Origin of the sequence: Streptomyces cathayae (assembly GCF_029760955.1) — a bacterium.
GTDB classification, from domain to species: domain Bacteria; phylum Actinomycetota; class Actinomycetes; order Streptomycetales; family Streptomycetaceae; genus Streptomyces; species Streptomyces cathayae.
On sequence record NZ_CP121682.1, the window covers coordinates 1709839 to 1736700 of the forward strand.

General features: G+C 72.0%; 27 protein-coding genes. 13 read left to right on the forward strand and 14 right to left on the reverse strand.

Going from position 1 to position 26862, the window contains the following annotated elements; genetic code table 11:
- Position 1 precedes the first annotated feature (1 nt).
- Both PYS65_RS07655 and PYS65_RS07660 read left to right on the forward strand, forming a co-directional pair.
- Positions 2–361: a DUF742 domain-containing protein gene (locus PYS65_RS07655; protein ID WP_279333043.1), complete on the forward strand. Its 360-nt coding sequence runs from the start codon at positions 2–4 to the stop codon at positions 359–361.
- Positions 348–944, forward strand: a complete 597-nt coding sequence (locus tag PYS65_RS07660; protein WP_279333044.1) for a GTP-binding protein — start codon at positions 348–350, stop codon at positions 942–944. Before PYS65_RS07655 ends, PYS65_RS07660 begins: the two co-directional genes overlap by 14 nt.
- A 43-nt stretch (positions 945–987) precedes the next feature.
- Here the strand turns inward: PYS65_RS07660 and PYS65_RS07665 are convergent, their stop codons facing one another.
- From PYS65_RS07665 to PYS65_RS07700, 8 genes are all read right to left on the reverse strand, one after another.
- Positions 988–1944, reverse strand: coding sequence for an ABC transporter substrate-binding protein (locus tag PYS65_RS07665; protein ID WP_279333045.1), 957 nt, complete (start codon positions 1942–1944; stop codon positions 988–990).
- A gap of 86 nt (positions 1945–2030) precedes the next feature.
- Positions 2031–2696: an ABC transporter permease gene (locus PYS65_RS07670; RefSeq protein ID WP_279333046.1), complete on the reverse strand. Its 666-nt coding sequence runs from the start codon at positions 2694–2696 to the stop codon at positions 2031–2033.
- The gene (locus tag PYS65_RS07675; protein ID WP_279333047.1) at positions 2693–3391 is read right to left on the reverse strand and encodes an ABC transporter permease; all 699 of its coding nucleotides are present in this window, start codon (positions 3389–3391) and stop codon (positions 2693–2695) included. Before PYS65_RS07675 ends, PYS65_RS07670 begins: the two co-directional genes overlap by 4 nt.
- On the reverse strand, positions 3388–4512 hold the full coding sequence (locus PYS65_RS07680) for an ABC transporter ATP-binding protein (protein ID WP_279333048.1): 1125 nt from the start codon (positions 4510–4512) through the stop codon (positions 3388–3390). Before PYS65_RS07680 ends, PYS65_RS07675 begins: the two co-directional genes overlap by 4 nt.
- Before the next feature lie 237 nt (positions 4513–4749).
- The gene (gene msrB, locus PYS65_RS07685; protein WP_279333049.1) at positions 4750–5157 is read right to left on the reverse strand and encodes a peptide-methionine (R)-S-oxide reductase MsrB; all 408 of its coding nucleotides are present in this window, start codon (positions 5155–5157) and stop codon (positions 4750–4752) included.
- Between the two features lie 47 nt (positions 5158–5204).
- The gene (gene murC, locus PYS65_RS07690; protein WP_279333050.1) at positions 5205–6611 is read right to left on the reverse strand and encodes a UDP-N-acetylmuramate--L-alanine ligase; all 1407 of its coding nucleotides are present in this window, start codon (positions 6609–6611) and stop codon (positions 5205–5207) included.
- A gap of 63 nt (positions 6612–6674) precedes the next feature.
- A complete protein-coding gene (locus PYS65_RS07695; RefSeq protein ID WP_279333051.1) occupies positions 6675–7148 on the reverse strand; it encodes an indole-3-glycerol phosphate synthase in 474 nt (157 codons plus the stop codon).
- A gap of 240 nt (positions 7149–7388) precedes the next feature.
- A complete protein-coding gene (locus PYS65_RS07700; RefSeq protein WP_279333052.1) occupies positions 7389–8213 on the reverse strand; it encodes a pyrimidine reductase family protein in 825 nt (274 codons plus the stop codon).
- A 37-nt stretch (positions 8214–8250) separates the two neighbouring features.
- Between PYS65_RS07700 and zapE the strand changes: the two genes are divergently transcribed.
- From zapE to PYS65_RS07725, 4 genes are all read left to right on the forward strand, one after another.
- Positions 8251–9354 carry a cell division protein ZapE gene (gene zapE / locus PYS65_RS07705; RefSeq protein WP_279333053.1) on the forward strand — a complete coding sequence of 368 codons (1104 nt, stop codon included), beginning with the start codon at positions 8251–8253 and terminating at the stop codon, positions 9352–9354.
- A 135-nt stretch (positions 9355–9489) separates the two neighbouring features.
- On the forward strand, positions 9490–10338 hold the full coding sequence (locus PYS65_RS07710; RefSeq protein WP_279337891.1) for a slipin family protein: 849 nt from the start codon (positions 9490–9492) through the stop codon (positions 10336–10338).
- Positions 10339–10430: 92 nt separating this feature from the next.
- Entirely contained in the window at positions 10431–11867 is a 1437-nt protein-coding gene (locus PYS65_RS07715) for a PhoX family protein (RefSeq protein WP_279333054.1), read from the forward strand.
- A gap of 238 nt (positions 11868–12105) precedes the next feature.
- The gene (locus PYS65_RS07725) at positions 12106–12822 is read left to right on the forward strand and encodes an aminoacyl-tRNA hydrolase (RefSeq protein ID WP_279333055.1); all 717 of its coding nucleotides are present in this window, start codon (positions 12106–12108) and stop codon (positions 12820–12822) included.
- A 14-nt stretch (positions 12823–12836) separates the two neighbouring features.
- On the opposite strand, the gene PYS65_RS07730 is transcribed toward PYS65_RS07725, so the two are convergent.
- On the reverse strand, positions 12837–13220 hold the full coding sequence (locus PYS65_RS07730) for a GntR family transcriptional regulator (protein WP_279333056.1): 384 nt from the start codon (positions 13218–13220) through the stop codon (positions 12837–12839).
- Positions 13217–13975, reverse strand: coding sequence for a hypothetical protein (locus PYS65_RS07735; protein WP_279333057.1), 759 nt, complete (start codon positions 13973–13975; stop codon positions 13217–13219). The genes PYS65_RS07730 and PYS65_RS07735 overlap by 4 nt, the downstream gene beginning before the upstream one ends.
- A gap of 248 nt (positions 13976–14223) precedes the next feature.
- Between PYS65_RS07735 and PYS65_RS07740 the strand changes: the two genes are divergently transcribed.
- Together PYS65_RS07740 and PYS65_RS07745 are read left to right on the forward strand one after the other, a co-directional pair.
- Positions 14224–15717 (forward strand): MbnB/TglH/ChrH family RiPP precursor modification enzyme, encoded by a 1494-nt coding sequence (locus PYS65_RS07740; protein ID WP_279333058.1) that lies wholly within the window; start codon positions 14224–14226, stop codon positions 15715–15717.
- Positions 15718–15806: 89 nt separating this feature from the next.
- A complete protein-coding gene (locus tag PYS65_RS07745; protein WP_279333059.1) occupies positions 15807–17456 on the forward strand; it encodes an alpha/beta hydrolase in 1650 nt (549 codons plus the stop codon).
- Here the strand turns inward: PYS65_RS07745 and hemQ are convergent, their stop codons facing one another.
- Positions 17457–18188, reverse strand: coding sequence for a hydrogen peroxide-dependent heme synthase (gene hemQ, locus PYS65_RS07750; RefSeq protein ID WP_279333060.1), 732 nt, complete (start codon positions 18186–18188; stop codon positions 17457–17459).
- A gap of 5 nt (positions 18189–18193) precedes the next feature.
- The gene (gene hemG, locus PYS65_RS07755; protein WP_279333061.1) at positions 18194–19660 is read right to left on the reverse strand and encodes a protoporphyrinogen oxidase; all 1467 of its coding nucleotides are present in this window, start codon (positions 19658–19660) and stop codon (positions 18194–18196) included.
- A gap of 157 nt (positions 19661–19817) precedes the next feature.
- On the opposite strand from hemG, the gene PYS65_RS07760 reads away from it, so the two are divergent.
- Positions 19818–20855, forward strand: a complete 1038-nt coding sequence (locus PYS65_RS07760) for a DUF4349 domain-containing protein (RefSeq protein ID WP_423836075.1) — start codon at positions 19818–19820, stop codon at positions 20853–20855.
- Between the two features lie 159 nt (positions 20856–21014).
- Complete coding sequence (locus PYS65_RS07765) at positions 21015–22385, forward strand: FAD-dependent oxidoreductase (RefSeq protein ID WP_423836153.1); 1371 nt, start codon at positions 21015–21017, stop codon at positions 22383–22385.
- On the opposite strand, the gene PYS65_RS07770 is transcribed toward PYS65_RS07765, so the two are convergent.
- Positions 22369–22779 carry a hypothetical protein gene (locus tag PYS65_RS07770; protein WP_279333066.1) on the reverse strand — a complete coding sequence of 137 codons (411 nt, stop codon included), beginning with the start codon at positions 22777–22779 and terminating at the stop codon, positions 22369–22371. The two genes, PYS65_RS07765 and PYS65_RS07770, sit on opposite strands and share 17 nt — an antisense overlap.
- 133 nt (positions 22780–22912) lie before the next feature.
- On the opposite strand from PYS65_RS07770, the gene PYS65_RS07775 reads away from it, so the two are divergent.
- The 3 genes from PYS65_RS07775 to PYS65_RS07785 all read left to right on the forward strand — a co-directional run bounded on the left by PYS65_RS07775 (position 22913) and on the right by PYS65_RS07785 (position 26449).
- Positions 22913–23737: a rhomboid family intramembrane serine protease gene (locus PYS65_RS07775; protein WP_279333067.1), complete on the forward strand. Its 825-nt coding sequence runs from the start codon at positions 22913–22915 to the stop codon at positions 23735–23737.
- Between the two features lie 543 nt (positions 23738–24280).
- Complete coding sequence (locus tag PYS65_RS07780; protein WP_279337892.1) at positions 24281–24451, forward strand: helix-turn-helix domain-containing protein; 171 nt, start codon at positions 24281–24283, stop codon at positions 24449–24451.
- An 817-nt stretch (positions 24452–25268) separates the two neighbouring features.
- A protein-coding gene (locus PYS65_RS07785; protein WP_279333068.1) for an IS3 family transposase occupies positions 25269–26449 on the forward strand; the annotation gives its coding sequence in 2 pieces (ribosomal slippage) (positions 25269–25553 and positions 25556–26449; 1179 coding nt in all).
- An 82-nt stretch (positions 26450–26531) separates the two neighbouring features.
- Here PYS65_RS07785 and PYS65_RS07790 read toward each other — a convergent pair.
- A complete protein-coding gene (locus tag PYS65_RS07790; RefSeq protein WP_279333069.1) occupies positions 26532–26720 on the reverse strand; it encodes a hypothetical protein in 189 nt (62 codons plus the stop codon).
- Between the last annotated feature and the right edge of the window lie 142 nt (positions 26721–26862).

Sequence of the window (26862 nt, forward strand, 5' to 3'; positions counted from 1 at the left end):
GGTGGGCGGAGGCGATGTCGCGGGCCGGCTCGTCCGACCGTTCACCCTGACCGGTGGCCGGACGCGGCCCAGCCGCGCCGACTTCACGCTCATCACGACGGTGACGGCGGTCGATCCGCAGCCCGAGGCGGCCGCCCGGCCGCAGCCCGAGCACACCCGCATCCTGCGGCTGTGCGCGGAGCCCGTCGCGGTGGCGGAGATCGCCGCCCGCCTCGACCTCCCGATGAGCGTGATCGTCATCATGCTCTGCGACCTGCTGGAGGCGGGCCGGATCACGGTCCGCCCGCCCCACCACGTCACCCGCACCGCCCCGGACCTGGATCTGCTGCAGAAAGTGAGGGACGGACTTGGCCGGCTCTGACACCACCGCTCGGGCACCTGCCGGGCGTCCGGCACCCGACACGGTCAAGATCCTGATCGCCGGGGGCTTCGGCGTGGGCAAGACCACCATGGTCGGCTCGGTCAGCGAGATCGCCCCGCTGCGCACCGAGGAGCCGCTGACCATGGCGGGCCTGGACGTCGACGACCTCGAGGGCATCGAGGAGAAACGTGACACCACGGTGGCGCTGGACTTCGGCCGGATCACCGTCTCCGACGACCTGGTGCTGTACCTCTTCGGTACGCCGGGCCAGCAGCGGTTCTGGTTCATGTGGAACGACCTGGCGCTCGGCGCGCTCGGCGCGGTGGTCCTGCTCGATGTGCGCAGACCCGAGTCCAGTTTCGCCGCGATCGACTTCTTCGAGCGCCGGGGCATCCCGTTCGTCATCGCCGCGAACGGCTTCCACGGGAAGCACCCCTACCCGGTCGAGGACATCCGGGATTCGCTGACCCTGCCGGAGGGTGTGCCCGTGCTGCTCTGCGACGCACGGGAGCGCGAGTCGTCCAGGGACGTACTGATCGCTCTGCTCGACCGGCTGATCTCAGCGGCGGCTCAGGAACGGTGAACGGTGCGGGGGTGCGGCCCGTTCACCGCACCCCCGCGCGGGGTCAGTCCAGTCCGGCCGACTTCAGCCAGGCCTTCGCCACGTCCAGCGGGTCCTTCTTCTCCGACTGGACCTGGGTGTCGAGGTCGAGCAGGGTCTCGGTGTCCAGCTCGGCGGAGACCGCGTTGAGCGCGTCGACGCCCTCCTGGGGGAGGGCGTCCTTGTGGACCAGCGGGGTCACGTTGGCGAAGCCGAAGAGGTTCTCCGGGTCCTTCAGGACGACGAACTTCTCCTTGACGATGGCCGGGTCCGTGGTGAAGACGTCCGCGGCCTGGACCTCGTTGCCGGTGAGCGCGGCCTGGGTGAGCGGGCCCCCCGCGTCGAGCGCCTTGAAGGACTTGAACTTCAACCCGTAGACGGACTCCAGGCCCTTCAGGCCCTGTTGCCGGGTCTGGAACTCGGGCGAGCCGCCGATCACCATCTCCGGTGCGACGTCCTTGAGTTCGGCGAGGGTGGACGACGCCGTGAGACCGTACTTCTTCGCCGTCAGGGCGTTGACGCTGACCGAGTCCTTGTTCTCGGCCGGCGACGGGTCCAGCAGCGTCAGCTTCTTGTCGAGCTTGGCCTTGACGGCGTCGTTGACGGCGTCGGCGGACTCCTGTCCGGCCTCGGGGTCGAGGTAGGCGAGCAGGGAGCCGTTGTACTCGGGCAGGACGGTGACGGAACCGTTTTTCAGCAGGCCGTAGCTCGTCTCCCGGCTGCCGATGTTGTGCTTGTAGGTGACCTCGAGGCCCTTGGCCCTCAGCGCCTCGCCGTAGATGTCGGCGAGCAGGGTGCTCTCGGCGAAGTTGTTGGAGCCGACGACGACGGTGCCGGCCTCCGCCTTCTCCTCCTCGAGGGGATTGCCGGAGGTGTCGCCGGACGAACAGCCCGCGAGCAGCGCCGTCGCGGCGCTGAGCGCGACGAGCGCCGCGCCGGTGTGCCTCGTCCTGGACCTGCTGCTCTTCACGGTAGAAGTCATCCGTCGATCCAATCCAGCCGGTTGACGGCCGTCAAGCGCGGCCGGATCACGGTTGCCACTCGTCCGCCCGTGCGTCCGGGGCCGGTTCAGCGCCGCCGTACGCCCGGTGACACCAGCAGCCGTCCCGCCGCCCAGAACAGCGCGAGCGTGACGAGGGCCAGGGCCGCCACCAGGGTGGCCCCGCCGACCACCTTCTCGTAGTCGCGCTGGTAGAGCCCGTCGATGATGTACCGGCCGAGGCCGCCCAGGCTGACGTACGCGGCGATGGTGGCCGTCGACACGATCTGGATGGCCGCCGAGCGCAGCCCGCTCAGGATCAGCGGCAGCGCCACCGGCACCTCGACCCGGAACAGGATGTGCGACTCGCGCATGCCCATGCCGCGGGCGGCGTCCACCGGGGAGGGGTCCACCGTGCGGACGGCCTCGTAGGTGGTCACCAGGATCGGCGGGACGGCCAGCACGACCAGCGGGATCATGACGGGCAGCAGACCGAAGCCGATCAGCAGCACCACCAGCACCAGCAGGCCGAAACTGGGCAGGGCGCGGGCGGCGTTGGCGATGAAGGCGAGTGCGTTCCCGCCGCGGCCGGTGTGCCCGGTCAGCAGGCCGACGGGCAGGCCGATCGCGGCGGCGATCGCGAGGGCCAGCAGCGAGTACCGGATGTGTTCGAGGAAGCGCTGCGGGATGCCGTCGTAGCCGTGCCAGTGGGCGCTGTCGCTGAAGAAGGCGTTCATGAAGTCGAGGATGTTCACCGGGTCGCGCTCCCGGCTCCGTACGGCTCGGGGCGTGCTGCGGGTCCCTGCCGTGTGCCGCGCGGCATCCACGGCGTGAGCAGGACCCTGAGCAGGACCAGCAGCGCGTCGCACAGGATCGCCAGCACGGCCATCGTGATGACGGAGTTCACCGCGAGTTCGGGCCGGTCGTACTTCTGCGCGGCCGCGAGCAGGTTGCCGAGGGCGCCCTGATTGCCGATCAGGGCGCCGATACTGACCAGGGAGATGCTGGACGCGGTGGCCACCCGCAGGCCGGCGATGATGGCGGGGGCGGCGATCGGCAACTGCACCTGGGTGTACCGGCGCAGGGGGCCGAAGCCCATGGCGGTGGCCGCGGCCAGCGTCTCCGGTGGCACCGCGCGCACCCCGTCGACGATCGCCGGGATCAGCACCACCAGGCTGTACAGGGCCAGCGGGATCATCACGGTGAGTTCGGTCTGGCCGGTGTAGTCGATGAGGACGACGAAGAACGCCAGCGACGGGATGGCGTACAGCACGGTCGTCATGCCCAGGACCGGCGGGTACAGCCAGCGGAAGCGTCCGCACAGCTGGGCGACGGGCAGTGCGAGCAGCAGTCCGGCCGCGACCGGGATCAGCGCCTCCCTCAGGTGCAGTCCGATCAGGCCCGCCCAGCTGTGCTGGAGGTCGCTGGGGATGTCGAAGAAGCCGCTCATCCGGCGACCTTCTCGTCGCCGGTGCGGCCGCCTCGGTGGGCGGTGCGGATGGCGTCGCCGATGGTCTGCTGGGAGACGACGCCCCGCACCCGGCCGGTGTCGTCCACGGCGACGGCCCAGCCGGTGGGGGAGAGCACCGCGCAGTCGAGCGCGACCCGCAGCGAGTCCACGCCAGGCACGAACGGCCGCCCGTACGGCAGGAGCCGGTCGGGGCGGATGTCCCCGGCGGTCAGCCGGCGCGGCTCGGACCAGCCGAGCGGGCGCCCCTCGCCGTCGGTCACCAGGAGGTGGGGGGCGTCCGAGGCGCCGATCCGCTCGGCGGTGGCGTCCGGCGGGATCACCGTGTCGGTGGCCAGTTCCAGCGCGGCGGTGGTGAGGAAGGAGAGCCTCCGGATGCCCCGGTCGGCGCCGAGGAAGTCCTCGACGAACGCGTCCGCGGGGTCGGACAGCAGCTCGGCGGGCGGCGCGTACTGGGCGAGCCGGCCGCCTTCGCGCAGTACGGCGACCATGGTGCCGAGTTTGACCGCCTCGTCGATGTCATGCGTGACGAAGACGATGGTCTTGCCCAGCTCTTCCTGGATCCTGAGGAGTTCGTCCTGCAGCCCCTTGCGGACCACCGGGTCGACGGCCGAGAACGGCTCGTCCATCAGCAGCACCGGCGGGTCCGCAGCGAGCGCGCGTGCCACTCCGACGCGCTGCTGCTGGCCGCCGGAGAGCTGGTACGGGTACCGCTTGGCCAGGGCGGTGTCCAGGCCCACCCGCTCCATCAGCTCCGCCGCCCGCTCCCGGGCCCGCTGCTTGCCCCAGCCGAGCATGCGCGGCACGGTGGCGATGTTGTCGACGATCGTGCGGTGCTGGAAGAGTCCGGCGTTCTGGATGACGTACCCCATGGACCGGCGCAGGGTGGTGACCGGTTGCCGCCGGCTGTCCGCACCGTCGAGCAGGATCGTTCCCTCGGTGGGTTCGACCATGCGGTTGATCATGCGCAGGGTGGTCGTCTTGCCACAGCCCGACGGCCCGACCAGAACGGTGATCGAGCGGTCGGGGATCTCCAGGGAGAGCCGGTCCACCGCCACCGTGCCGTCCGGGTAGCGCTTCGTCACTGAGTCGATCCGTATCAAGACGCCGAACACCCTTCGGGTGGCTGGAAGTTTCCGGCCGAGCCGGCCGCGCGGTCTGCCGCCGGTCGAGTGTAGACGGCATCTCCGACAGCGCCCGGGGAACACGCCCCCGCGCTACGCGGCCACCTGCCCCGCCCCGACCTCGGGAAACCACCCGACGGGGGAGGGCCGCCGGGATTCCCGGCGGCCCTCCCCCGTCACCACGGCCCGGCGCGACTCGGCGCGCGTCCGCGCGGATCAGCCCTCGGTGGGCCGCAGCCTCAGCGAGATGCTGTTGATGCAGTACCGCTGGTCCGTGGGCGTCGCATAGCCCTCGCCCTCGAAGACGTGCCCGAGGTGGGAGCCGCAGCGGGAGCAGCGCACCTCGGTGCGCACCATGCCGTGCGACCGGTCCTCGATCAGCTCGACCGCCTCGGAGTCCCGCGGGTCGTAGAAGGAGGGCCAGCCGCAGTGCGACTCGAACTTGGTCTTCGAGGTGAACAGTTCGGCGCCGCAGGCACGGCACGCGTAGACGCCCTCGGTCTTCGTGTCGGTGTACTCACCGGTGAAGGCCGGCTCCGTGCCCGCCTGGCGCAGCACGGCGTACTCGGACGGCGACAGCTCCGCGCGCCACTGCTCGTCCGGCTTCTCCACGTCGTACGACATGAGCCTTCAGCCCCTTCGCTTCTGCTGCTGCGTGCTTCTTGCGCGTCTCACTTCGAGAGACGGTCGAGGATCAGCGGGCCGAGGTCGGTGACGTCGCCCGCTCCCATGGTGAGAACGAGATCGCCGGGCTTCGCCATTCCCGCCACCGCGTCCGGGATCTCCGCCTGGTCGTGCACCGGCGTCACGTCCGCGCCGGCCGCCCGCGCCGCCTCGATGATCAGCTCGCTGGTGACGCCCGGGATCGGGTCCTCGCGGGCCGGGTAGATGTCCAGCACCACCGAGGAGTCGGCCAGGGCCAGGGCCTGGCCCATCTCCTTGCCCAGCTCCCGGGTGCGGGAGAACAGGTGCGGCTGGAAGACGACCAGAATGCGGGCGTCGCCCGCGGCGGCGCGCATCGCCTCCAGGTCGGCGGTCATCTCGGTCGGGTGGTGCGCGTAGGAGTCGATGACCTGGACGCCCGCCGCCTCGCCCTTGAGCTGCAGGCGCCGCTTCACCCCGGTGTACGCGGCCAGCGCCGGGGCCAGTTCGCCGGCCGGGATGCCGAGCGCGACGCCGGCGGCGAGCGCGGCCACCGCGTTGTGCGCGTAGTGGCGGCCCGGGACGGACACCGTGAAGGTGAGCGGGGCGCCCTCGAACTCGGCGGTCACCTCGCTCTTCAGCCCCTGCGGGACGACCGACGTCACCCGTACGTCGGCGTCGGGCGCCTCCCCGTACGTCACCGTCCGGACGGAGCCGGCCGACCCTGCCGAGGCGCGCAGGCGCCGGGTCAGTTCCCGCGCGCCCTCGTGGTCCGACGAGATCACCAGCGTGCCGCCGGGCACGATCCGGCCGACGAACGTCTCGAAGGACTCGTGGATCTCCTCCATCGACGCGTAGTTGGCGTGGTGGTCCAGTTCCACGTTGAGGATGATCGCGACCTCGGGGGCGTACTTGTGGAAGCTGCGGTCCGATTCGTCCGCCTCGGCGACGAAGATCTCGCCCTCGCCGTGCAGCGCGTTGGAGCCGGGCGCGTCCAGGTCGCCGCCGATCGCGTACGACGGGCGGCGGCCCAGCTCGGTCAGGGAGACGGCCAGCATCGAGGTGGTCGTGGTCTTGCCGTGGGTGCCGGCCACCGCGATCGGGCGCAGGCCGTCCATGAGGGCGGCCAGCGCGTCGGAACGGTGGACCACGGGCACGCCCAGTTCGGCCGCGCGGACGAGTTCCGGGTTGTCCTCACGGATCGCCGAGGAGACGACCACGCAGCTCGCGTCGTCGGCCAGGTGGCCGGCGGCGTGCCCGATGTGGACCGTGGCGCCCAGCGCGCGCAGCGCCTCGGCGGTGGCCGACTCCTTGGCGTCGCTGCCGGCCACCTCGGCGCCGCGCTGCGCGAGGATCTTCGCGATGCCCGACATCCCGGCGCCGCCGATGCCGATGAAGTGCGGTCGGTCCATAGCGGTAGGAAGGCCGGGTGCCATGCGTGTTTCTCCCCAGTGGTGACGAGTGTTCTCGCGCCCTCGTCCATAGGACGCCGACCCAGCCTATGCCTTGCTGTGCGAGAACAGTTTCAGCACCGGTACGCCCACCTTGTGCCGGGCCCGGGAGGCCCAGTCCCGGTGGAAGAACTCCTCCACGTAGTGCGGGTCGGTGAGCACGATCACCTCGTCCGCCCCGGTCTCCTGGACCATCGTTCTCAGCACGTCCAGGGGATGGTTCTCGATCAGCCGGCCGTCGGCCTCGTGGCCGGCGGCGCGCAGGGCCTGCAAGGACACCTCGAGTGCCCGCTCCCCCGTCGTCCTGGCGTCCTCGCCCTCGGGTGTCTCCGCCTCCCGGACGGCGTCGTCGAGCTCGCCGAGGGCCACGTCGTCGATGGCCCTCAGCAGCCGGTCCGCCTGTTCGCCGCGCGGCTGGAGCAGCACCTGGAAGGCGACCTCCTCGTCGCCGTGCAAGGTGGTGACGAACTCCACGTCGGCGGACGTCAGGGCCTTCTCGATCATCAGTACGCTTGTGAACACCAGGCGCCCCTTCTCCTCGGAGGGCCGTGGGCCCTCTCTCCCCGTGGGCCGAGCCAGGCCCTGCGGAATCCGTCCCGCCCGTGCTCGTACGGGCACCACCGGATTCAGTGTGCCCGTCGCGACACCAAGCGGAACGGAACATTCCGCCGATTACCGGACCAGCGGTAACCATTGAACGCGCATCCGGGTGCTCCTGGACGTTCCCGGACACCGCCGGAGGGCTCGGGTCCGCCCGTCCGGTCAGGACCGCGCGTACCGCGTGAAAAGAAAACCGTCCTCCTCCAACATCGATTTCAGCGTGAAACGACTCGGAAGTGTCACAGACGGTCCGCCGGCGATGCGCTGAGCGTCACCCGCGACGAGCATCGGGGCGACGGTCAGACAGAGCTCGTCCAGCACTCCGGCCGCCACCAGCTGGCCCAGCAGCCGCGGCCCGCCCTCGGTCAGCAGCCGGGTGTGCCCCCGTTCCGCGAGGGCCCGCACCGCGCGGGCCGGATCCACTCCGGTGCCGTCCCCCGCGATCACCACCCGGGTCCCGGCGGCCGCCTCGGCGGCGGCGATCCGGTCGGGGGGCGCGGCGGCACCGGTCAGGACCAGGGTGTCCACCAGCGGGGTGGTGAACAGCGGCAGGGAGAAGTCCAGGTCCAGACCGGCGGAGACCACGGCGACCGCCGGCGCGGGGCCCTGCCCGGCCGCCTCGCGCGCCGCCGCGAACTCGGCACGGGCGCGGGCCGGACGGTAGCCCTCCAGCCGAACCGTTTCCGCGCCGACGAGCACGACGTCCGCGAGGGCCCGCAGCGTGCCGAAGACGCGCATGTCGGCCGGGCTGGAGATGGGCTGCGAGCGGCCCTCGTGCTGGGCGGCTCCGTCGAGCGTGGACACCATGTTGGCCCGCAGCCACGGCTGCCGGTCCCCACCGGGCCCCGGCCCCGGGTAGGCGTACGCGGCGGCCAGCTCGGCCAGGCTCCACTCCCGGCCCTCCGGGCCCTCTCCCGCGCGGGAGGTACCGGTCGTCCCCCCGGCGGGAGCTGCTGTTTCGTCGGTCACAGGGAAGAGACGTCGCATGCCGTGCAGTGTTCCACGCCCCGTAACATGAGTAAGCGTGTCGTCCTCCTCCCCCGCCTCCGGGCTCGCTCCCTCGGCCGATGCGGCCCCGCTGTCCCTGTGCGCCCGTGAGCCGCACGTCCCCGCGGACCGGCTCGTCGCCGAGATGGTGCCCCCGCCCCGGTTCGACGCGGTCCGTTTCGGCACCTACATACCCGACCCGGACCAGCCCAGCCAGACCGAGGCCGTGCGCGTCCTCGACGGCTTCGCGGCGGGTCTCGGCGGAGCGCCGGGCGGCGGTTCCGGCAGGCGCCGGCTGTTCGGCTTCGGAAAGCCGGCGAAGCCCGCCCCGGCCGGCCCGCGCGGTGTCTACCTCGACGGCGGTTACGGCGTCGGCAAGACCCACCTGCTGGCCTCCCTGTGGCACGCCACCCCGGCCGAGCCCGCGCTCAAGGCGTTCGGCACCTTCGTGGAGCTGACCAACCTGGTCGGCGCCCTCGGCTTCCAGCAGACGGTGCGGACGCTCTCCGGGCACCGGCTGCTGTGCATCGACGAGTTCGAACTGGACGACCCCGGCGACACCGTGCTCGTCTCCACCCTGCTCGGCAAGCTGGTCGAGGCGGGGGTCGCGCTCGCCGCCACCTCCAACACGCTGCCCGGCAAGCTCGGCGAGGGCCGGTTCGCCTCGGCCGACTTCCTGCGCGAGATCCAGGGCCTGTCGGCCCACTTCCGCGCCCTGCGCATCGACGGCGAGGACTACCGCCACCGCGGTCTGCCCGAGGCACCGCCGCCGTACACCGACGAACTGGTGACCAAGACGGCGTACGCCACCGAGGGCGCCTCGCTGGACGGCTTCGCGGATCTGCTGGAGCACCTCGCGAAGGTGCACCCCAGCCGCTACGGCGCCCTCACCGACGGGCTCGCCGCGGTGTGCCTCACCGGCGTGCGGCCGGTACCGGACCAGTCGACGGCGCTGCGGCTGGTCGTCCTCGCCGACCGGCTCTACGACCGCGAGGTGCCCGTACTCGCCTCGGGGCTGCCCTTCGACCAGCTGTTCAGCGAGGAGATGCTGAAGGGCGGCTACCGCAAGAAGTACTTCCGGGCGATCTCCCGGCTCACCGCGCTGGCCCGGGACGCCGGCCGGCTCACCGGGGCCCCGTAGCCCCGGGGCCGGGTGCCCCCGGGCCCAGCACCCCGAGCCCTCGACCTCGGACCGTGGCCGCGGACCCGATACCGGGCATATCGTGGCAGAAGCGGGCACATGCTCAGGGAGCAGGCCTCTGAACGGGAGGTCGTCATGGTCGAGGAGCTGATCACCGCGGTCGTCGCCACCGGCGCCGCGGGCATCGTCTATCTCACCGCGGCGGCGCGGGTCGTCAAGCAGTACGAGCGCGGCGTGGTCTTCCGGCTCGGCCGGCTGCGCGGCGGGGAGCGCCCACCCGGGTTCACCATGATCCTTCCCGGGGTGGACCGGCTGCACAAGGTCAATCTGCAGATCGTCACGATGCCGGTGCCCGCGCAGGAGGGCATCACCCGGGACAACGTCACCGTGCGGGTGGACGCGGTCGTCTACTTCAAGGTCGTCAACGCCTCCGCCGCACTCGTCAACGTCGAGGACTACCGGTTCGCGGTCTCCCAGATGGCGCAGACCTCACTGCGCTCGATCATCGGCAAGAGCGACCTCGACGACCTGCTGTCCAACCGGGAGAAACTCAACGAGGGCCTGGAGTTGATGATCGACAGCCCGGCGGTCGGCTGGGGCGTGCAGATCGACCGGGTCGAGATCAAGGACGTCTCGCTGCCCGAGACCATGAAGCGGTCCATGGCCCGGCAGGCGGAGGCCGACCGCGAGCGGCGGGCCCGGGTCATCAACGCCGACGCCGAACTGCAGGCGTCGAAGAAACTGGCCGAGGCCGCCCAGCAGATGGCGGACACCCCCTCCGCGCTGCAGCTGCGACTGCTGCAGACGATCGTGGCCGTGTCCGCGGAGAAGAACTCCACCCTGGTGCTGCCCTTCCCGGTGGAGCTGCTGCGCTTCCTGGAACGGTCCGCCCAGCAGCCTGCGCCGACGGAGCGCGCCCTGAAGGAACCGGGACCACCCCCCGACGAACCGGGGCCGCCACCCGACCGATCCCCGGGCCCGTGACACCTGCTTCACGCGTGGTTCCCGTGACTCACGGCAGGTGATAGACACGGCGGGTCACAGTTCCTGTCCGCCAGCAGGAAGGTTCCCCCACCATGACCGCACCAGGGACCACTGAGCCCACCGGACCCACGGAGTCCGCCGGATCCGCCACCGGCCCCTCCCCCACGACACGACGCCACCTGCTCGCCCGTTCCGGCGCCCTGGGAATCGGCATCGCGTTCTCCGGCTCCCTCTCCGAGCTGTTCACCCCCGCTGCCGCCGCCGCGCAGAACCTCGGCCACCACGGCTACGGCCCCCTCGTCCCCGACCCCGACGGGCTGCTCGACCTGCCGAGGGGCTTCCGCTACCGGGTGCTCTCCCGCGAGGGCGACGCACTGCGCTCCGGCGAGGGCCCCGTCCCCTCCAACCCGGACGGCATGGCCGCCTTCGCGGGCGGGCACGGCCGCGTCCATCTCGTCCGCAACCACGAGAACCGGGCCAACGGCAGGGCCCCGGTCCCGGTGATCGACGGGCTGACGTACGACCCGCAGGGCAAGGGCGGCTGTACGGCACTGACCCTGGACTCCCGTGGCCGGGTGCTCTCGGAACGGGTCGCGATCGCCGGTACCGCCGTCAACTGCGCGGGCGGGCCGACGCCTTGGGGCACCTGGCTGACCTGCGAGGAAACCGAGGACAAGGCGGGCACCAACGGCTACACCAAGGATCACGGCTTCGTCTTCGAGGTCGACGGGGCCGACCCGCGCCGCACGGGTGCCGTGCCGCTCACCGCGATGGGCCGCTTCCAGCACGAGGCGGTCGCGGTCGACCCGCAGCGGGGTGTCGTCTACGAGACGGAGGACGCGTTCGAACGGCCCTTCGGGCTCTTCTACCGCTTCCTGCCGGACAAGCCGCTCGGCGGCACCGGTTCGCTGCGCGCGGGCGGCCGGCTCCAGGCGATGCGGGTGCCCGGGGTGCCCGACCTGTCCTCGATCCAGGAGACGGGCGCGCGCTTCGACCGCGTCGAGTGGGTGGACGTGCCGGACCCGCAGGCCGCCGAAACCCCCATCCGCTTCCAGGACTTCGGCGCCGGCGGCATCACGCACGCGCAGAAGCTGGAGGGCTGCTACTGGGGCGGCCGGTCGGTGTACTTCGTGTCGTCCTTCGCCCGCAGCGCCGAGGGGTCGGCCGGTGACCACTACGGGCAGATCTGGCGCTACGACCCGGACCGGCGGCGGCTGACGCTGGTGATCGTCTTCGGGCCGGACACCGACGTGCAACTGCCCGGCGAGTCGCCGGACAACATCTGCCTCGCCCCCAGCGGCGGCCTGATGGTCTGCGAGGACGGCGGCGGCGCGCAGCACGTCTACGGCGTCACCCGGCGCGGCGAGGTGTACGCGATGGCGCGCAACCGCCAGAACGTGGGCACGCCCGAGAAACCGGAGTGGGGCGAGTTCGCCGGGGTCGCCTTCTCCCCCGACGGCCAAACGATGTACGTCAACTGCTACTCCCCCGGCACGACGTTCGCGGTCACCGGCCCCTGGCGGCGGTGACGGACGCGGGGGCGGCCGGGGAGAGCCCCGGCCGCCCCCGCGCGGTCCGTACGCGGCCCGTACGCGGGTCAGGCCGCCAGCAGGTCGTCCATCTGGCCGATCGCCTGCTTCAGCCCCTCGGCCATGCCCATCTCCGCGAGCCGGTCCATCTGCTCCCGGCTGTCGAAGACCGAGGCCGAGCGCACGTCCTGCTCGGGGTGACGGTGGCCGGTGCCCGGTGACTTGGCAGACTGTTCCAGTGAACAACGACCGGACGCCTGCCACCGACAGCCCCTTCCGTCATGAGTCCAGTGCCCGTGACGCGGCACCCCAGTTCGTGCTGCCGCTGGTGGCGCGCATCGAGCGGGCCGCACCCCCGGCCCGTACCGACGCGCTGGAGACGGCGGCCCGCGCGGTCCTGGTGATGCTGGCCGACGAGCGGTCGACGGGCGAGGGCGAGTGGGCGCGGGCGATGCGCGACTGGCAGGACGCCCGCATCCGCAAGGTGGTGCGCCGGGCCCGCGGCGCGGAGTGGCGCCGCGCGGAGGCCCTGCCGGGCATCACGGTCACCGGCACGTCGGCGGAGGTCCGCGTCTTCCCGCCGGTCCCGCTGGACGGCTGGCCCAAGGACCTGGCCCGCCTCCAGGTCTCCGGCACCGACCTGGAGGACCGGGAGCCCGTGCCCCCGGCGGACCCCACCGCCCCCGTCCTGTGGCTCAGCCCCGACCTCGACATGTCGGCGGGCAAGGCCATGGCCCAGGCGGGCCACGCCGCCCAGCTGGCCTGGTGGGAGCTGACCGACGAGGACCGCACCGCCTGGCACCACGCCGGCTTCCCCCTCTCCGTCCGCCCCGCCGCCCCCTCCCACTGGCCGACCCTGACCACTAGCGGCCTCCCCCTGGTCCGCGACGCGGGCTTCACCGAGATCGCCCCCGGCTCCAGCACCGTGGTGGCGGACCACCCGGCCCTGCGCTGACCTCCCGCGCGATGTCAGTGGGCGTCGGGATCCGCGAGAGCGTGACGGATCGCCGCCAGGGCCTCCTCGTCCGAGACGCCGAGCCGGCCGACGGCGGCCGCGTACGCGCGTGCGTGTTCCGCGAGCTTCGCCTTGCTGTCGGTGGCGGCCGCCGGGGCGACGACCTGGGTACCGGAACCCCTGCGGGTCCTGACCAGGCCCGCGCTCTCCAGTTCGCGGTAGGCCCGGACCACGGTGTTGTTGGCCAGCCCGAGGTCGGAGGCCAGCTGGCGCACGGACGGCAGCCTGTCTCCCTGACGCAGTCGGCCGACGGAGATCAGGTCGGCCAGCTGCGCGCGGACCTGCTCGTAGGGCGGGACCGGGGACGCGTGGTTCACCCGGAGGGACTGCGGTGTCACGGCCGGGCCTTGACGTAGGCCTGCGGCAGCAGGAGGACACACAGGCAGTGACACGCCGTCAGGGCGGAAGTGAGGGCGGTGAGAGCCAGCCCCCACAGAGCCGCGTCCTTCATCCCACCCGCGCAGGACAAGCTCAGCACCACGACCCCCATCGTCAAGGAGACAGCGAAAAGAGGAGCGCTCACCATCACTCCCCAGGCACCGATCGCCGCCCGGATTCCGGTGCGGCGCTGTTCGTCGCTCCGGGACTGCACGGTGATGCGGCGCAGGAGCACCGCGCAGACAACGGTACCGACGGTGAGGCCGCCGAGGATCGGCCAGCCGTAGTACGGGCCGGGCCAGGGCGAGAGCAGTTGTGTACCCGCCGGGCACGTGACCGTCAGTGCACGGCGTGAGCGGCCGTCGGCGTCCGCCGAGGCCGTCACGGCCGCAACGATCAGGAGACCGATCAGGAGGGCTGCCTGCCCGGCCAACGCGGCGGTCAGACCACGGGGGACATGGTCCCGGATGCGGCGCGGTGTCACGTGAGCCACTCGCACCCAGCCCTGACTCGGCCGGGCCACCACGTCGGACACGTACACGCCGAGCATGACGAACAGGCCGAAGACGGGAAACCCGTACAGCAGATCCACATCGGGCTCGGGGCTGTAGGAGACCAGGGCGTTGACGGCCACACCGGTCGCCGCACCGGCCCATCGCACAGGGGTCTCGAGCCCTTCCCGCCACGGGACCCCTCTTCCTGCGGCAGCAGACATCCCAGCCCCTTCCCTCCCGCAAGGTGTATCAACTACCTGAGACAATCGCGCAGCGGAAGGAACTGTGTCAAGCGATTGAGACAGTGATCGGTGTTCCGGTCAGCGCCATGGTCCGGCCTCCGGCCGATCACCCCAAGCTCAAATGTTGCTCTGAAGGTGGGCCGGGACGGGTTCGGAGGTGTCGTTCGGGGTCATACCCACGGCACGCCCGACAGGGCGGCCGACGGGGGCCTGGTGGAGGAGGGGGAATGACGGTGCGACTGGGGACGGGGATCGGGTGGCGGCCGGAGATCGCCGAGGGCGTGGAGGGGATGGCGGGGATCGACTGGGTCGAGGCGGTGGCCGAGAACGTGTGTCCCGGGCATCTCCCCGCGTCGCTGCTGCGGCTGCGCGAGCGCGGGGTGACCGTCGTGCCGCACGGGGTCGGGCTCGGGCTCGGCGGGGCGGAGCGGCCGGACGCGGGGCGGCTGGCGGCGCTCGCCGAGCGGGCCACGGCGCTGGGGGCGCCGCTGGTCACCGAGCACATCGCGTTCGTCCGGGCGGGTGGGCCGCTCAGCGCCTCCCCGCGGCTCGAGGCGGGGCACCTGCTGCCGGTGCCACGGACCCGGGACGCGCTCGACGTGCTGTGCGAGAACGTCCGGATCGCCCAGGACGCGCTGCCCGTGCCGCTCGCCGTGGAGAACATCGCGGCACTGTTCTCGTGGCCCGGCGAGGAGATGACCGAGGGCCAGTTCCTGTACGAGCTGGCCGACCGCACCGGGGTGCGGCTGCTCGTCGACGTGGCCAATCTGCACACCAACCACGTCAACCGCGGCGAGGACCCCGCGCGGGCGCTCGCCGAACTGCCCCTGGAGGCCATCGCGTACGTCCATGTCGCGGGCGGCGTCGAGCGGGACGGGGTCTGGCACGACAGCCACGCCCATCCCGTTCCCCGACCGGTGCTGGACATCCTCACCGACCTCACGTCCAGGGTCTCCCCTCCCGGGGTGCTGCTGGAGCGGGACGAGAACTTCCCCGAACCGGGCGAACTGGAGCGGGAGTTGACGTCCATCCGGGAAGCGGTGGAGAAGGGGGCGGCCGTGCGGGCCGGGGCGCGGGCGGCGAAGGGCACCGGTGCAGCCGGCTCGCGCGCCGGGTCCACGCCGGACCCCGGCTCCGGTGAACCCGCGCGGCAGCGCCTCGCGCTCGCGCAGACCTCGGTGCTGTCCGCGCTGGTCGCCGGGACGCCCGTGCCCGAGGGGTTCGACCGGGGACGGATGGCGGTGCAGGCGCGGGCGTTGGCCGCGAAGCGGGCGGGCGTCGTCGCCAAGGTGGCGCCCGAGTTGCCGGTGCTGCTCGGCGAGGGGTACCGGGCCGCCTTCCTCGCGTACGCGCAGAGCCGGCCGATGACCGAGGGGTACCGGCGGGACGCGCTGGACTTCGTGGAGCACCTGCTGCTCGCCGGGCGGCCGGAGGACGGGCGGACCCGGCGGGAGCTGCGGGAGTGGTGGCTGGAGCGGTCGGGGCCGAAGCCCCGGTCGCACCGGCCGGCGGTGCGGCTGGCCCGGGCCACGCGGCGGGTGCTGCTGGGCGCCCTGCCCCGCGGCACCCGCGGTGCCGGTGACGACCGTACGTATCTCACCTCCGTCGCCCTGCGCGGCGTCCGCGCGGTCGGTGAACCGGATCCGCGTGCGACCTTCGCACACCGCGAGCACCCGCACCCTCGGCAGGACCGGGGCCGCGGGGGCGCACGGGGGCATTGACGCCGACACCGGCGAACGGTGCTTGCCTTCCCCGACCACCGAACGAAACATCCCTTTCGTCGCCGCCGTGCACCGAAGGGGAACATGCGATGAGAACTGCCGTCGTCCACGCGGCCGCCGGGTCCCTGCTGCTCACCACCCTGGCCGTCGCGCCGACCGGCAGCGCCACCGCCGCCCCGGGTGCCGCCCCGACTGCCGCCACCCCGGCCCCGGACGCCCCCGGCGCGGCCGAGCTGCGCGGCACCGCGGTGGCCGCCGCGCGCGCCGCGGCCGAGGGCATCGGGTTCGGCGCCTGCCCCGACGCGCAGGACCTGCCCGGCACCATCGAGTGCGGCACGGTCACCGTCCCGCTCGACTACGCCCACCCGCACGGCCGGCAGATCGGACTCGCCGTCAGCCGCGTCCGGGCCACCGGGAAGGACCCGGACGACGGCAGCCGCGAGGTGCCCCGGCAGGGCGCCCTGGTCCACAACCCGGGCGGGCCGGGCGCCGACGGCACGTACTTCCCGCTCATCGGCCTGCTCCCCCGGTGGAAGCGGATCGCGGGGGCCTACGACCTCGTCGGCTACGCACCGCGCGGGGTGGGCCGGTCCGCGCCGCTGTCCTGCGAGGACCCGGAGAAGTCCGTCCAGGGCCCCACGCAGGCGCCGGCGCATCCCTCGGAGGCGTACAAGCGCGAGCGCGTCGCGCAGGCCAGGGCGTACGCGCGCGGCTGCGCGGAGCGGGCCGGCGACGCGCTCCGGCACTACCACTCCCTGAACAACGCGCGCGATCTGGACGTGCTGCGCGCCGCGCTGAAGGAGCCCCGGCTGACGTTCATGGGGGCGTCGTACGGGACCTACTTCGGGGCGCTGTACGCCACGATGTTCCCCTCGCACGTCCGGCGGATGGTGTTCGACTCGGCGGTGCACCCGGACCCGGAGCGGATCTGGTACCGCAACAACCTCGACCAGTCAGCGGCGTTCGAGGACCGCTGGGCGGACTTCCGGGCATGGGCGGCCCGGCACCACGACGTGTACGGGCTCGGCGACACGCCCGCGGAGGTGCTCCGCAGCTACGAGAAGGTGAGCGCGCGGCTCGCGCGGGAACCGGCGGGCGGGAAGGTGGGTCCGGGGCAACTGCAGTCGGCGTTCCTGCAGACCGGGTACTACGACGACCACTGGCCGCATCGCGCGCACGCCCTGTCGGCCTACCTGAAGGGCGATCCGGGGCCGCTGACCGAGCAGGCGGAGCCGCAGCCCGGGGCGGCGGCGGAGACGGAGAACGCGCGCGCGGTCTATGTCGCCGTGGAGTGCAACGACGCGCCCTGGCCGACGGACTGGGCGGTGTGGGACCGGGACAACACCCGGCTGGCCCGCCGGGCGCCGTTCGAGACCTGGGCCAACGTGTGGACGAACCTGCCGTGCGCCTTCTGGCCGGCGCCCCGGCAGCGGCCGCCGGACGTCCGGGCCGGGGCGGGTGAGCTGCCGCCGACGCTGATCCTGGCGGCCGAACGGGACGCGGCGACCCCGTACGCCGGGGCGCTGGAGCTGCACCGGCGGCTCGCGGGTTCGGCGCTGGTGACCGAGCGGGGCACCGGCACCCACGGTGTCGCGGGCGGGCCCAACGCCTGTGTGAACGGCCACCTGGAGGCGTACCTGCTGACCGGCCGGGTCCCGGGGCGGCGCGCGTCCTGCGCGCCGCGCCCGGAACCGGAGCCTGAGCCGCAGGCGGAGCCGGAGCCCCGGCCCGCCGCCTGATCAGGCGAGGCCGGCGACCAGTTCGGCGATGTCCTTGCGGCGGCCCGTGTAGAACGGGATCTCCTCACGGACGTGCATCCGGGCCTCGGAGCCGCGCAGGTGCCGCATGAGGTCGACGATCCGGTACAGCTCGTCGGCCTCGAAGGCGAGGACCCACTCGTAGTCGCCGAGGGAGAACGAGGGGACCGTGTTGGCGCGCACGTCGGGGAAGCCGCGGGCCATCTTGCCGTGGTCGGCGAGCATACGGCGGCGGTCCTCGTCGGGCAGCAGGTACCAGTCGTAGGAGCGCACGAAGGGGTAGACGCTCACGTAGTTGCGGGGCGTCTCGTCGGCGAGGAACGCCGGGATGTGCGAGCGGTTGAACTCGGCGGGGCGGTGCAGTGCCATGTTCGACCACACCGGCTCGAGGGCCCGGCCCAGCTTGGTGCGGCGGAACAGGTTGTAGGCCTCCTGGAGCTGGTCGCTGCTCTCGGAGTGCCACCAGATCATGAGATCGGCGTCGGCACGCAGACCGGAGACGTCGTACGTCCCGCGGACGACGACGTCCTTGGCGGCGAGCTGGTCGAACAGCTCCTGGACCTCGTCGGCGTACCCGGCGCGGTCCTCGGGCAGCACGTCCTTCAGCTTGAAGACGGACCAGAGGGTGTAGCGGATGACCTCGTTGAGGTCCTTGGCCAGCTTGCCCTTGTTCGGGATCCGTGCGGGGTCGGGGGTGGTGGTGGCGTCGCTCATGTCCCTTATTCTCCTGCCCCTCCATGGAGGCTTTGCATCGGGTCGGCGGTGGCCTGCCGCACGCCGTGCGGCAGGCCACCGTGGATCTGGATCTGGTCGACGGCGGTGTACGCGCTCGCGATGCACGCGGGGATGCCGACGCCGTCGTAGGCCGCGCCGCACACGGCCAGCCCGGGAAGGACGGCGAGGTGCTCGCGGATGCGCGCCACGCGCGCGTGGTGGCCGACGGGGTACTGGGGCAGTCCGTCGTGCCAGCGGGTGACGCGGGTGGCCACGGGGGTGGCGTCCAGGCCGGTGGCGGCCTTCAGGTCGTGCCGGGAGACCTCGACGAGGTCGGCGTCGTCACGGCGGAGGATCTCCGTCTCGCCGTGCCGGCCGACGGAGGTGCGCAGGACGGTGAGGCCGGGGTCCTCCTCGGCGATCCAGCCCCATTTGTGCGAGGCGAACGTGGACGCCTTGATGGTGCGGCCGTCGACCGGCGGCACCAGGAACCCGCTGCCGGCGGGGAGGCCGGTCTCCGCGCGGCGGTAGGCGAGCGTGATGAGCGCCATGGAGGCGTATTCGACGCCGGTGAGCTCGGCGGAGGCCCCGGGCGCCTCGGCGCGCAGCAGCCGCGCGGCCTCCGGGGCGGGCGCGGCGACGACGACCGCGTCGGCGTACAGCTCCCGTTGCCCGGCGACGATCCGCCAGCCGCCGGCCGGCTCCCGGCGCAGTTCGGTGACCGGGGTACCGGTGCGGATCTCCCCGCCGCGTGCCCGCACCGACTCGGCGACGGCGAGCGGGAGGGTGCCCACTCCGCCCTCGATGCCCATGAACACCGGCCCGGTCTGCTGCGCGGCGGCGGCCCTGGCCTGGATCTCCCGCACCCCTTCGGTCAGGGAGGTGTGGGCGCGCGCGGCCTCGAACAGCTGGGGGACCGCCGCGCGCATCGAGATGCGGTACGCGTCGCCCGCGTACACCCCGCCCAGCAGGGGCTCGACCAGCCGGTCGACGACCTCGCGGCCCAGCCGGGCCGCCACGTACTCCCCGACGGCGATGTCGTCGCCGACCTCGGTGCGGGGCAGTGCGGCGTCGCGCTCGATCCGGGCGAGGCCCTCGTCGGAGAGCACACCGGCCAGGGCGGCGGCCGTGCCGGGGACGCCCATGACATGGCCCTTGGGCATGGGGCGCAGGGCGCCGCGGGTCCACAGCGAGGCCGTCGCGGTGGCCGGGGGCTGGAGCCGGTCGCCGAGGCCCACCTCGCGGGCGAGGGTCACCGCCTCCGGGCGGCGGGCCAGCATCGCCTCGGCGCCGAGGTCCACGCGCGCGCCCGCGATCTCGCCGGGCAGCAGCTTGCCGCCGACCCGGTCCGAGGCCTCCAGCACGGTCACCCGCGCCCCGCGCCCGAGCAGCCGGTGCGCGGCGGCCAGGCCGGCGATACCGGCCCCCACGACGACGACCTGCTGTTCCGCGCCCGCACGTGATCCGCTCATGGCTCCACCCTCTCAGACTCGGCCCGCGTTCCCGCCAGGGCCATCCGGCCCTGACGAGTCCCTACCGTGACCGCTTCGGAACCGTTTCGCGCCAACGTTCGGCCCGCCCCCGGCGTCGAAGGAACGTCAGTGATCGCCACCCCTGGGGGGAACCCGCATGCGCACACCACGAGCCGCACGACCTGCACACCCCGTACGATCCGGCCGAACCGGCCGGCCGGTCCACGCGATGGCCGGTCTGCTGCTGGCCGCCGCTCTCGCCCTGACCGGATGCGGCGCCTCGGACACCGACTCCGCCGGGGCGTCCGCCGACAAGGCCGCCGCCCCGCAGGCGGACGCCCGGGCGGGCACGGCGGCGGGAGAAGCAGCAGGGGAGGCGGCGCAGGACGGGGCGCCCGGCGGCTCGGCGGCGGAGGGCTCGCGGGCGACCGCGCCGCCCTCGAACAGGAACGGCACGGCCCACATCATCCGCACCGCCTCGCTGACCGTGCAGGTCGAGGACGCGCCGAAGGCCCTGGACGAGGCCCGCACGGCCACCGAGAACGCGGGCGGCTACATCGGCGACGAGACCACCCGCCGGGACGGGAAGGGCCGTGAGCGCACGCGCGTGGTGCTGCGCGTACCCGTGGAGAAGTACGACGCGGTGCTCACGGAACTCGAGGGCGCCGGCAAGCTCGTCGAACGCCGCGCGAAGGCGGAGGACGTCACCGACCAGGTCGTCGACGTGGAGAGCCGGATCACGACGCAGCGCGCCAGCGTGGTCCGGATCCGCGAACTGATGGACCGGGCCACCCGGCTCAGCGACGTGGTCACCCTGGAGGGCGAACTCAGCACCCGCCAGGCCGACCTGGAGGCGCTGCTCGCCCGGCAGGAGTCCCTGAAGGACCGCACCAGCCTCGCCACCATCACCCTGACCCTGTCCGAGACGCCGGTGGAGCGGCCCGCGAAGGACGACGACCCCGGCTTCCTGGACGCGCTCGCCGGCGGCTGGGGGGCGTTCATGACGATGCTGCGCTGGCTCGCGGTGGCGCTGGGCGCGGTGCTGCCGTTCGCGGCCGTGGCGGCGCTGGGCGCCCTCCTGTGGCTGAAGGCCGTACGCCCCCGGCTGCCCCGCCGCACGCGGCCCGAGCCGGCGTCCACGCCGCTGTCCGCGCCGCTGCCCGCACCGGCTCGGGCACCGGAGGAGACCCCGTAGGGCCGGACCCGAAGTGCGCGGCCCCCGTAGCGTGTTCGTATGAGCACGAACGAGCACACGAGCAGGAGCACTGGTACTGGTACTGGTACGAACACGCGCGCGTCCGCGGCCCCGGGCGCGCGGGAGCGCCTGGTGGTGATCGGCGGGGACGCCGCGGGGATGTCCGCGGCGTCCCAGGCACGCCGGCTGAAGGGGCCGGACGAACTGGAGATCGTGGCGTTCGAGCGCGGTCGCTTCACCTCGTTCTCGGCCTGCGGCATCCCCTACTGGGTGGGCGGTGACATCACCGACCGGGACACCCTGATCGCCCGTACCCCCGAGGAGCACCGTGCGCGGGACATCGACCTGCGGCTGCGCACCGAGGTCACGGAGATCGACCCGGACCGGGGCCGGGTCCGCGCGCGGGACGTCGCGTCGGGGGCCGAGTCCTGGACGTCGTACGACGAACTCGTGATCGCGACCGGCGCGCGGCCGGTCCGCCCGGAGCTGCCCGGCATGGACGCCCCCGGGGTGCACGGCGTACAGACCCTGGACGACGGCCAGGCCCTGCTGGACACACTGGCCCGCGCCGACGGCCGCCGCGCGGTGGTCGTCGGCGCGGGGTACATCGGTGTGGAGATGGCCGAGGCGATGCTCAGGCGCGGCTACGAGGTGACGGTCGTCAACCGGGGCCCGGCACCCATGGCGACCCTGGACCCCGACATGGGGCTCCTGGTGCACAAGGCGATGGAGGGCCTGGGCATCACCATGGTGAACGACGCCGAGGTCACCGGGCTGGTCACCGGGGACGACGGCAGGGTGCGGGCCGTGTCCACCGCGGACGCCGAGTACCCGGCGGACGTGGTGGTGCTCGGCATCGGGGTGCGGCCCGAGACCGGCCTGGCACGGGCGGCGGGGCTGCCCCTGGGGGAACACGGCGGACTGCTCACCGACCGGTCGATGCGGGTGCGCGGGCACGAGAACGTCTGGGCGGGCGGCGACTGCGTGGAGGTGCTCGACCTGATCTCCGGGCAGGAGCGGCACATCCCGCTGGGCACGCACGCCAACAAGCACGGCCAGATCATCGGCTCCAACGTCGGCGGCGACTACGCCACCTTCCCGGGCGTGGTCGGCACGGCGGTCAGCAAGGTCTGCGACCTGGAGATCGCGCGCACCGGTCTGCGGGAGAAGGACGCCCACCGTGCGGGGCTGCGGTTCGAGTCGGTCACCATCGAGTCGACCAGCCGCGCGGGCTACTACCCGAACGCCTCCCCCATGACGGTGAAGATGCTCGCCGAACTGCGCACGGGCCGTCTCCTCGGCGTCCAGATCGTCGGCCGGGAGGGTGCGGGCAAGCGCGTCGACATCGCGGCGGTCGCCCTCACCGCCGGGATGACGGTGGAGCAGATGACGATGCTGGACCTGGGCTACGCGCCGCCCTTCTCCCCCACCTGGGACCCGGTCCTGGTGGCGGCCCGCAAGGCCACGGCGAAGATCCGCGCCACGGCAGGAGCCCCGACGCCCTCGGCCGGTCCTACACGGTCCCGTTGATCCGTTCGATCGCCTGCCGCGCCTGCTCGGCCGGTGGCCGCACCTGGTCGGTGGCGGGCCGGGGCGGCAGGGACGACACGGAGGAACCGGAACCACCGGAGACGCCCGCGGCACCGGAGGCCCCGGACGCGCCGACGGCGCTGGAGGTGCCGGAAGCCACGGCCGGCGGCTGCTCCCCGACCGGCCGCGCGTGCGCCGCGGCGGGCCGCGCGGAGCGCAGGCGGTGGCTCACCGCCTCGTCCAGCGTCACCGGCCGCTGCCTCTGGGCGGCGAGCCGTCCCGCCTCCTGGCCGAGCCGGGCGACGTCCTCCCAGGGAAGCCGCACCACGAGCGTGAGTTCCGCCTCGCCGTCGGGCAGCGCCTGCATCGCAACGGTGGTCCCTCGGTCGTCCATCGCCTGTTCCTCACGTCGGCCCCGCGGCCCCTTCCCCGCGCCGCAGGCAGTTGGGAAGGGATACGCACGACCGGACGGCGGCGTTCAGGGCGCCCACTGATTCCACCGGTGGCCGGGCGGGCACACGTGAGATGTGGTCATCCCGGTCCATGACGTGAATCCGGCGCGGCGCACCCCCTGGGTGACGTACGCGCTGCTCGCCGCGAACTTCGTCGCCTTCCTGTTCCTCACGCCCGGTGTCGCCGGTTCCCTGACGGGCAGCGGGGGCAGCCTGGCGGAGTTCTGTCACCTACAGGCGTTCCTGGACCAGTACGCGGCCGTGCCGCGGGAGCTGATCCACCACCAGCTGCCGCGCCTGGTGCCCACCGGCGGCACGGGGGTGGGCCCGCAGGGGCCGGGCTGCCTGGTGGCACCGCCCGACTACGACAAGTCACCCGAGCTGAGCGTGCTGACGGCGATGTTCCTGCACGGCGGCTGGCTGCACCTGCTGGGCAACATGCTCTTCCTGTGGATCTTCGGCAACAACATCGAGGACCGCATGGGCCGTCTGCGGTACCTGCTGTTCTACCTGCTCTGCGGCTACGCGGCCGCATACGGATTCGCACTCACGAATACCGACGCCACCACCCCCTTGATCGGCGCCTCCGGAGCGATCGCGGGAGTGCTGGGCGCCTACCTGGTCCTCTACCCGAAGGCCCGCGTCTGGGTCCTCGTCCCCTTCCTGATCTTCCTGCCCCTGCGGCTGCCGGCCTGGATCGTGCTCGGCCTGTGGTTCGTCCTCCAGGCGGCCTACTCCGCCGGCGCGGGCGTCACCGGCGCCGGAACGGTGGCCTACGCGGCCCACGTGGTCGGCTTCGTCGTCGGCATGCTGATCGCCTGGCCCCTCAAACCGGGCACTCCCCCACCACCCGAACCGGCCGGCATCCTCTTCGGACGACAGACCCGAGGGAACTGGTAGGGCCGCACTCCAGGAGCCGGGCAGCACAAGGAAACCCGGAACTACTTTGCACAAGAGACGTTTGCATTCCCGATCCGGCCGACGATTGTTGAACAATTCAACCACCTGCATGTTTTGCCAGATCTTTGAGCCTCTGGCAGGACTCATGCTGACCCATTGCTGACTTTCCTGACGCCCCGTCAGGCAGGAAGGACCCCACAGGGATCACGCCGAGCCCAGCCATCACGGCTCGGAGTGGAGGCCCCCCCAGGAGCTCATGGCCGAGTCCGACAGGACCCTCGAGCACCCCACGACGGGGGGCCGCATCACGAGGCGGCGCGGAACATAGCCGGAGTTCCCCGGTTAGCCAAACCGGCGATACTCCGCATCATTCTCCTACCTCGACCAGGCCGGTCGTCCGTCTTGACGAATGACCCTCGGGCCCCGATGAGCACCTCACAGAATGGAGAAGAGCTGCCGATGCACACGGGACGGAACCGTTCCAAGAAGACCCCGCGGCCTCATTCTGCCGGGGGCAGCAGCTCCACTGTGGAGCCCATACTCATGGATACTTCGGAGCTCGCAGCCATGATCAACATGTCCGAGAGCTGGGTATACAGAGAAGTCCGAAAGCTGGGGCTCAAGGGCTACAAGCTTGGTCGGGGCAGAAATGCGAAGGTCCAGTACAAGAGGTCCGATGTCTTCAGATGGCTGGAACAGCAAAAGCTGCACTAACGTACTGACAGTCACAGGCACGAGCCGACCAGGCCCCGACCTGTAGGAGGTCCTGGAACGCTGCTGCCGCGGGGCACGACCTATGTGATCCTCGACGGCACGCCGATCGAGTCGGACCGGGTCGCCGCCGTATGTGAGAACGGCAGCGACTGGTGGTTCAGCCCGGCGGGAATGCGTAGTTCCTGGCCGCCCCCGACAGCAGCCCGCATTCACGTCCTCCCGGCCCTCTACCAGGCGGCCGCCGACGACCTGCCCACCCCTGCGGACAAGGGCTGGCCCTCGGCGCCAGAATCGGCATCCGCGTCCCGGTCCGACACCCGAAGAGCCGCTTCGAGCAGCCCTGCACGCCGACACCCTCACCACCAACATCCTGCTTCGCAGCGCTCGTGCCCTCGACTAATGGAAATGATCATCACTGGGGCAACCTGGTCGCCTATTCGCTCGCCGCGTACTGAAGATCCCCCGGTCACGGCACCACCGGCCGTTGGAAACCCGCCACCCGCCGTCGGCGTAGCCGTCTCCGCGGGCGTAGCAGGAGAAAAGTTCCTGGTCGTCCCCGTGTCCCAGCCAGGGGGCTTCGCGAAGACATGCAGGCCCAGAGCCGATCTGGACAGGGCGATCGAGCTGTTGAGTCAAGAGGAAGACGCCACCATCAAGGCACATCCGCGAGCTGCGTTGGTCCTGAAGCTCTCCGTTGCCAAGGTGCCCAAACTGGACGGCGTGCTGAAGTCGGTCGACTCTATGTCGGTGGGGACTGCTGCACGGACAGGTGACACCTGACCTGGCTTGCTGAGAGGCGGCCTGGAAGGATGTTGCAGTGCCCAAGCCGTATCCGAAGGAGTTCCGCGAGGACGTCGTGCGGGTCGCGCGCAACCGCGAGCCCGGCGTCACGCTGGAACAGATCGCCGCCGACTTCGGCGTCCACCCGATCACGCTGTCGAAGTGGCTGCGCCGCGCCGACGCCGAGGAGGGCGCCGGGCCCGCACCAGTGTCGGGTGAGTCGGCCGAGCTGCGCGAGGCCCGCAAGCGCATCCGGCTCCTGGAGCAGGAGAACGAGGTGCTGCGCAGGGCTGCGGCGTATTTGTCGCAGGCAAACCTGCCGTCAAAATGATGTACCCGCTCGTCCGCGAGCTGGCCGCCGCCGATGCCCCTTGCCGGGTGCCGGTGGCGGTGACGTGCCGGGTACTCAATCTGACCCGCCAGCCCTACTACCGGTGGCTGGCCTGCCCGGTCACCGATGCCGAGCTGGCCGAGGCATACCGGGCCAACGCCCTGTTGAACGCGCACCGCGACGACCCGGAGTTCGGCCACCGCTTCCTCCTCGACGAGGCCCGCGCAGCCGGTGAGCCGATGGCCGAGCGGACCGCCTGGCGGATCTGCCGCGACAACCAGTGGTGGAGCGCGTTCGGCAAGCGCAGAGGCCGCGGGAAGACCGTCAAGGCCGGCCCTGCGGTCCACGACGACCGGGTGCGGCGCGTCTTCACCGCCGACGGGCCGAACCGGCTGTGGCTGACGGACATCACCGAACACGCCACCGGCGAGGGCAAGCTGTACCTGTGCGCGGTCAAGGACGTCTACTCGGGCCGCATCGTGGGCTATTCCATCGATGCCCGGATGAAGTCCAGCCTCGCCGTGAGAGCCCTTGAATCCGCCGTCGCCCGTCGCGACCAGGTCGCAGGATGCATTGTGCATTCCGACCGCGGGTCGCAGTTTCGCTCACGGAAGTTCGTCGCAGTTCTCGCACGTCACAGCATGATCGGATCGATGGGGAGAGTCGGTGCCGCCGGCGACAACGCGGCCATGGAGAGCTTCTTCGCGCTGCTGCAGAACAACGTCCTCGACCGCCGTACCTGGGCCACCCGCCAGGAGTTGCGGATCGCGATCGTGACCTGGATCGAGCGCACCTACCACCGACGCCGGCGCCAGAAACGCCTGGCCCGATTGACCCCCGTCGAGTACGAGACCATCATGACCCCAGCCGCAGCCCTGGCTGCATAAACCCCGCTGTCACCCGATCATGCAGCAGTCCCGTGCCCGGCTCCAATGGGGCACGTCGCAGCAGCGCTCAGAGAGTCCCGCGTCATGACCTCCGAGGGCGGTTCTTCAGGTACCAGTCGAGGAAGCGCTCGCTGACGCCCTTACCCTCGCCGAAGTCTTCCTTGAGGACCCGCCACATATACGTGCTGTCGTGTCCGGACGCGAAAGTGCTGTCCGCACCGATCTCGGTGTCGCAGCCGCAGAGGCAGAGGTTGGGACCAGCGGTGCTCATCATGGCCTCCTGGGCTTCACGAGAGGGCGGGATCCGTATCCTCTCGCGCTCAGGTGCTGATCTGGAAGCTCCGCCAGGGAGAGCGGTTCTCCGTGAGTGCGGGAGGTAGTTCAAGAGCTGACGATCCAGTGACGCGCCCTGA

Bases quoted from the DNA above. Each gene is read 5' to 3' on its own strand.
- PYS65_RS07665 (WP_279333045.1), bottom strand. From the start codon at position 1,944: ATGACTTCTACCGTGAAGAGCAGCAGGTCCAGGACGAGGCACACCGGC.
- PYS65_RS07675 (WP_279333047.1), bottom strand. From the start codon at position 3,391: ATGAGCGGCTTCTTCGACATCCCCAGCGACCTCCAGCACAGCTGGGCG.
- msrB (WP_279333049.1), bottom strand. From the start codon at position 5,157: ATGTCGTACGACGTGGAGAAGCCGGACGAGCAGTGGCGCGCGGAGCTG.
- murC (WP_279333050.1), bottom strand. From the start codon at position 6,611: ATGGCACCCGGCCTTCCTACCGCTATGGACCGACCGCACTTCATCGGC.
- PYS65_RS07700 (WP_279333052.1), bottom strand. From the start codon at position 8,213: ATGCGACGTCTCTTCCCTGTGACCGACGAAACAGCAGCTCCCGCCGGG.
- PYS65_RS07710 (WP_279337891.1), top strand. From the start codon at position 9,490: ATGGTCGAGGAGCTGATCACCGCGGTCGTCGCCACCGGCGCCGCGGGC.
- PYS65_RS07715 (WP_279333054.1), top strand. From the start codon at position 10,431: ATGACCGCACCAGGGACCACTGAGCCCACCGGACCCACGGAGTCCGCC.
- PYS65_RS07735 (WP_279333057.1), bottom strand. From the start codon at position 13,975: ATGTCTGCTGCCGCAGGAAGAGGGGTCCCGTGGCGGGAAGGGCTCGAG.
- PYS65_RS07740 (WP_279333058.1), top strand. From the start codon at position 14,224: ATGACGGTGCGACTGGGGACGGGGATCGGGTGGCGGCCGGAGATCGCC.
- PYS65_RS07745 (WP_279333059.1), top strand. From the start codon at position 15,807: ATGAGAACTGCCGTCGTCCACGCGGCCGCCGGGTCCCTGCTGCTCACC.
- hemQ (WP_279333060.1), bottom strand. From the start codon at position 18,188: ATGAGCGACGCCACCACCACCCCCGACCCCGCACGGATCCCGAACAAG.
- hemG (WP_279333061.1), bottom strand. From the start codon at position 19,660: ATGAGCGGATCACGTGCGGGCGCGGAACAGCAGGTCGTCGTCGTGGGG.
- PYS65_RS07760 (WP_423836075.1), top strand. From the start codon at position 19,818: ATGCGCACACCACGAGCCGCACGACCTGCACACCCCGTACGATCCGGC.
- PYS65_RS07765 (WP_423836153.1), top strand. From the start codon at position 21,015: ATGTCCGCGGCGTCCCAGGCACGCCGGCTGAAGGGGCCGGACGAACTG.
- PYS65_RS07770 (WP_279333066.1), bottom strand. From the start codon at position 22,779: ATGGACGACCGAGGGACCACCGTTGCGATGCAGGCGCTGCCCGACGGC.
- PYS65_RS07780 (WP_279337892.1), top strand. From the start codon at position 24,281: ATGGATACTTCGGAGCTCGCAGCCATGATCAACATGTCCGAGAGCTGG.
- PYS65_RS07790 (WP_279333069.1), bottom strand. From the start codon at position 26,720: ATGAGCACCGCTGGTCCCAACCTCTGCCTCTGCGGCTGCGACACCGAG.